At 74.4% G+C, this 4,573-nt stretch carries 5 protein-coding genes and 1 pseudogene; all 6 read left to right on the top strand.

The features are described from left to right. Nucleotides 1-974, top strand: a 974-nt coding sequence (locus JNW91_RS32845) for a contractile injection system protein, VgrG/Pvc8 family (RefSeq protein ID WP_255545336.1), incomplete at its 5' end; no start/stop codon positions are given. After that, a complete protein-coding gene (locus JNW91_RS32840) occupies nt 926-1,660 on the top strand; it encodes a phage baseplate assembly protein V (protein ID WP_309244520.1) in 735 nt (244 codons plus the stop codon). The genes JNW91_RS32845 and JNW91_RS32840, both read left to right, overlap by 49 nt. Beyond that, complete coding sequence (locus JNW91_RS29820; RefSeq protein WP_203178843.1) at nt 1,660-1,998, top strand: hypothetical protein; 339 nt, start codon at nt 1,660-1,662, stop codon at nt 1,996-1,998. Before JNW91_RS32840 ends, JNW91_RS29820 begins: the two co-directional genes overlap by 1 nt. Beyond that, entirely contained in the window at nt 1,995-2,429 is a 435-nt protein-coding gene (locus tag JNW91_RS29815) for a GPW/gp25 family protein (RefSeq protein ID WP_203178842.1), read from the top strand. The genes JNW91_RS29820 and JNW91_RS29815 overlap by 4 nt, the downstream gene beginning before the upstream one ends. 299 nt (nt 2,430-2,728) lie before the next feature. Continuing rightward, nucleotides 2,729-3,349: pseudogene (locus JNW91_RS29805) on the top strand (TlyA family RNA methyltransferase); the annotation flags it as partial. Nucleotides 3,350-3,440: 91 nt separating this feature from the next. Beyond that, nucleotides 3,441-4,325: an NAD kinase gene (locus tag JNW91_RS29800; RefSeq protein WP_203178841.1), complete on the top strand. Its 885-nt coding sequence runs from the start codon at nt 3,441-3,443 to the stop codon at nt 4,323-4,325. Nucleotides 4,326-4,573: the final 248 nt, after the last annotated feature.

Below are 4,573 nucleotides of genomic sequence, written 5' to 3'. Positions count from 1 at the left end.
CGCGCCGCCCGCGCCGCCAGCGCCGCACGGCCGGGCACCAACCCGGCCGGCGCGGTTCGGAGGTACGCCGTGACCAGCGTCGCGCCCCGGCGCTGATCGTCGTGCTGGATGGCGTCGAGCTGGCCGCCGCGGCCCGTCAGCGGCTGCGCTCACTGCGGGTGGCGGCACGGCTGAACCAGCCCACCCAGGCCGAGTTGGTGCTCGCCACCACCGTCGGGGTCGGGGCGTTCGACCCGGCGGTACGCCCCGGCACGACGCTCGACGTGCGCCTCGCCGACCACGCTGACGCCCTGTTCGCCGGGGAGGTCACCGCCGTGGAGGTGGAGTACGCCGCGGACGGCGCCGCGCTGCTGCGGCTGCGGGCGTACGACGCGCTGCACCGGCTGCGCAAGCGTCAGGGTTTGCGGGTCTTCACCTCGGTGACCGCCGTCGAACTGGCCCGGGAGCTGTGCGGCGAGGTCGGGTTGGACGTGACCGCCGAGATCGACGGGCCCCGCCTGGAGCGGCTGTCGCAGCACCGGCACAGTGATCTGGAGCTGCTGCGCGAGGTGGCCGGCCGGGCCGGGCTGCACCTGGCCGCCGACGGCGACGCGGTCCGGCTGGTCACCCTGGCCGGGTACGGGGAGCCGGTCGCGCTGGCTCTCGGCGCGGACGTGCACAGCCTGCGGCTGTCCACGAACGCCGACCAGGCCAGCGGTGCCAGCGCCGTGCTGGGCTGGCATCCGCAGCGGGCCGAACCGATCAGCCAGCAGGCCGACGAGGCGCGGTGCGGCCGACCGGCCGGCGACCGGCCGGACCCGGCCGACGTGGGCGCGACGGGGTACGCACCGCCGTCGACCAGCCGGGCCGCAGTGACGACGAGTTGGCGGCGCTGGCCCAGGCTCGACTGGACACCCGCGCGGCGACGCTGGTCACCGCCGAGGGGGTGGCCGAGGGTGACCCGGCGCTGCGCCCCGGTCGGCGGATCGACCTGAGTGGGGTGCCCGAGCCGGTCGCCGGGGCGTACGTGCTGACCGAGGTCGTGCACACCGTGGACGGCGACGGGCACCTGACCCGGTTCTCCACGGTGCCGCCGCCCGCCCCGTCGGCCGCCACCGGCGGTGCGGTGGTCACCCTGGGCACGGTCACCGACGTGGCCGACCCGGACGGGCTGGGCCGGGTCCGGCTGACCCTGCCGGCGTACGGGGATCTGGACGCCGGGTGGCTCGCTGTGCTCTGCCCCGGGGCGGGCCGGGGCAAGGGTCTGGTGGCGCTCCCCGATCCCGACGACACCGTGCTGGTGGTGCTGCCCGCCGGCGAGCCGGCGTCCGGCGTCGTGCTGGGCTCGCTGTTCGGCGCCGTCGAGCCGTACGACGCGGGCATCGACGACGGTCGGGCGCGTCGGTGGACGCTGCGTACCGCCGGCGGACAGTCGATCGTCGTCGACGACGTGCGGCGCAGCCTGCGCCTGGCCACCGAGGGCGGCAGCTCGTTGGAGCTCACCCCCGATCTGGCCACCCTGCACGCGGCGACCGACCTGGTGATCTCCGCGCCGGGTCGGGCTCTGGTGGTACGCGCCCGCAGCGTGGACTTCCTGCACGCCGAGTCGACCGAGGACCCGACCACCGCGGCGCGGCAGGCCCGTTCGCTCGCCCGTGCCCACCACGAAGGAGGCGGCTGATGCGCTGGATCCACCGCGACTCGGTGATCACCTGCGACCACGACGGCCGGGTCGAGAACCGGCCCTCGCAGGAGTGGGTAACCGTCACCGGCGTGCCCGTGCTGGTGGACGACGACCCGGAGGGCCGGACGATCGTCGCCTGTCCGAACTACGGCCCGACCGTGAAGCCGTGCACGAGGACGGAGTCCCTGCGCGTCGGCTACAGCGACTGGCTGCGGGTCGACGGGCACCGGGTGGTGCTGTCGAACCTGGAGGGCTTCACCAACGGGACACCACCCAACGCGGTCCACCACACCGTGCGCGACCCGCGCCAGCGGTTCCTGGGGGCGGACCGGTGAGGGCGTTCCGCTTCGTCGGCGCCGGCTTCGACGCTGGTCGTACCGGTGGTTTGGCGCTCACGGCGGCCGGCGGCCTGGCCATGACCGAGGGCGACGAGAGCGTACGCCAGGCGTTGTTCCTGCTTCTGTCGACGACGCCGGGCGAGCGGCTGATGCGACCCGGGTACGGCTCCCGGCTGCACCGGCTGGTCTTCGCGCCCAACGACGACACGACCGCCGGGTTGGCCATCCACTACGTCCGGCAGGCCATCGCCCGGTGGGAGCCCCGGGTCGAGGTCATCGACACCGACGCGGGGCCGGACCCGGACGACGCGTGGCGGCTGGTGATCCGGTTGGACTACCGGGTGCGGGCCAGCCTCACCCCCGGGCAGCTGGTCTTCTCCATGGACCTGCTTCCGGCCGACGAACCCGAGCAGGGAGGCTCGTCATGACGCTGCCCGTGCCGCACCTGGACGATCGTGGGTTCCTCGACCTGGTCACCGAGGCCCGGGAACGGATCCGGCAGTCCTGCCCGGCGTGGACCGACCTGTCGGCGCACGACCCGGGCATGGCCCTGGTGGAGGCGTTCGCGCACCTGACCGAGGTGATGATCTACCGGCTGAACCAGTTGCCGGAGAAGGCGTACGTCTCGTTTCTGAACCTGCTCGGGGTGGCCCGGCACGCCCCGACGGCGGCCTGGGCGGACGTCCGGTTCACCCGCAGCGGCACGGACCGCGCGGCGGTGCGGATCCCGGCCGGGCTGCGCGTCGCCGGCCGGCGCTGCCTGGACGCCGGCGCCTCGACCGGTGGCTTCACCGACGTGCTGCTGCGCGCCGACGCCGCCGAGGTGGTGGCCGTGGACGTCGGCTACGGGCAGCTCGCCTGGTCGCTGCGCACCGACGACCGGGTCCGCGTCCTGGAGCGCACCAATGTCCGTACCCTCGAACCGGAGACGATCGGCGGGCCGGTCGACCTCACGGTGGCCGACCTGTCGTTCATCTCGCTGCGGCTGGTGCTGCCGGCGTTGGCCGGCTGCACACGCGACGACGGTGACCTGGCGTTGATGGTGAAGCCGCAGTTCGAGGTCGGCAAGGATCGCGTCGGAGCCGGTGGTGTGGTCCGTGAGCCGGAGCTGCGCGCCGAGGCGGTGCTCGACGTGGCGGCGGCGGCGCAGCAGCTCGGCCTCGGCCTGGCCGATGTGGCGGCCAGTCCGCTGCCCGGGCCGAGCGGCAATGTGGAGTTCTTCGTATGGTTGCGCCGGGGCGCACCACCGGCCGACCCGCAGCGGGTGTGGGCCGTGGTGGCGGCCGGGCCGGACGGCCCGACGACCGGCGACGTGCCGGACGCGGCGGCGGAGGAGGTCGCAGGGTGAACGCGTACAGCGAGCGGCACGCGACGGCAGGCGGCCGTGCCGGGGCGAGGACGGCGGGTCGCCGTCCGGTCGCGGACTGGCGGCCGGTCCGATGAGTCGCACGGCGCTGCTGGTGACACACACGGGTCGTCGGCGCAGCACCGAGCACGCCCGGTCGGTGGCCGCCGATCTGATCGCGGCGGGTTTCGAGGTGCGGGTGGTCGCCGACGAGGCCGACGACCTCGACCTGCCCGGCGTGGTGCCGGTCGCCGGCCCCGAGGCCGCCGAGGGCGCCGAGATCGTCTTCGCGCTCGGCGGGGACGGCACCTTCCTGCGCGCGGCGGAGCTGGCCCGGCCGGCGAAGGCGCCGCTGCTCGGCATCAACCTCGGCAAGGTGGGTTTCCTGGCCGAGGCGGAGATCGACGACCTGGACACGGCGGTCCGCGACGTGGTCAGCCGCAACTACACGGTGGACGAGCGGCTCACCCTGGACGTCACCGCCGAGTTCGACGGCGGCCCCACGATCGAGTCCTGGGCCCTCAACGAGATCAGCGTCGAGAAGGGCGAACGGGCGCAGATGCTCGAACTGCTCGTCGACGTGGACGGCCGGCCGCTGTCCCGCTACGGCTGCGACGGCGTCGTCTGCGCCACCCCCACCGGCTCCACCGCGTACGCGTTCTCCGGCGGCGGCCCGGTGGTCTGGCCGGAGGTGGAGGCGCTGCTGCTGGTGCCGATCAGCGCGCACGCGTTGTTCAGCCGCCCGCTGGTCACCGCGCCGACGTCCACCTTCGTCATCACCGTCGACCCGTTCACCACCCTCGCCGTGCTCTCCTGTGACGGGCGACGGGTGTACGACCTGCCACCCGGCGCCCGGGTCACGGTGCGTCGAGGTGCTCTGCCGGTGCGCATCGTGCGGTTGCGGGCCCGCCCGTTCACCGACCGTCTGGTCGCCAAGTTCGGGCTTCCCGTGCACGGCTGGCGGGGCAGCCGCAGGTGACCGTCACGGGTACCGGCGGTGCACGGCCGTTGTCCACCTGACGACATGTCGCCGCTGCGGCGGCCGACGACTAGTGACCTGGTGACGGGCTCCGTCGCAGACTCCGATCGGCCCTCATCTACGGATGGGGGCCTGGAGGAGTAGAGGAGCACATCGCATGCACTGGTCCCCACGCTGGCTCACCGCCGGCGCGGTCGGCGCGTTGGTGGTCGGGCTCGCCGCACCGGCGTCCGCCGACCCGCCCGCCC

Origin of the sequence: Micromonospora parastrephiae (genome assembly GCF_016802865.1) — a bacterium.
GTDB classification, from domain to species: domain Bacteria; phylum Actinomycetota; class Actinomycetes; order Mycobacteriales; family Micromonosporaceae; genus Micromonospora; species Micromonospora parastrephiae.
This window is presented reverse-complemented; position numbering and strand designations above follow the sequence as displayed.

Coding starts and splice junctions, on each gene's coding strand:
- JNW91_RS29800 (WP_203178841.1), top strand. CDS start 3,441: ATGAGTCGCACGGCGCTGCTGGTGACACACACGGGTCGTCGGCGCAGC.
- JNW91_RS29820 (WP_203178843.1), top strand. CDS start 1,660: ATGCGCTGGATCCACCGCGACTCGGTGATCACCTGCGACCACGACGGC.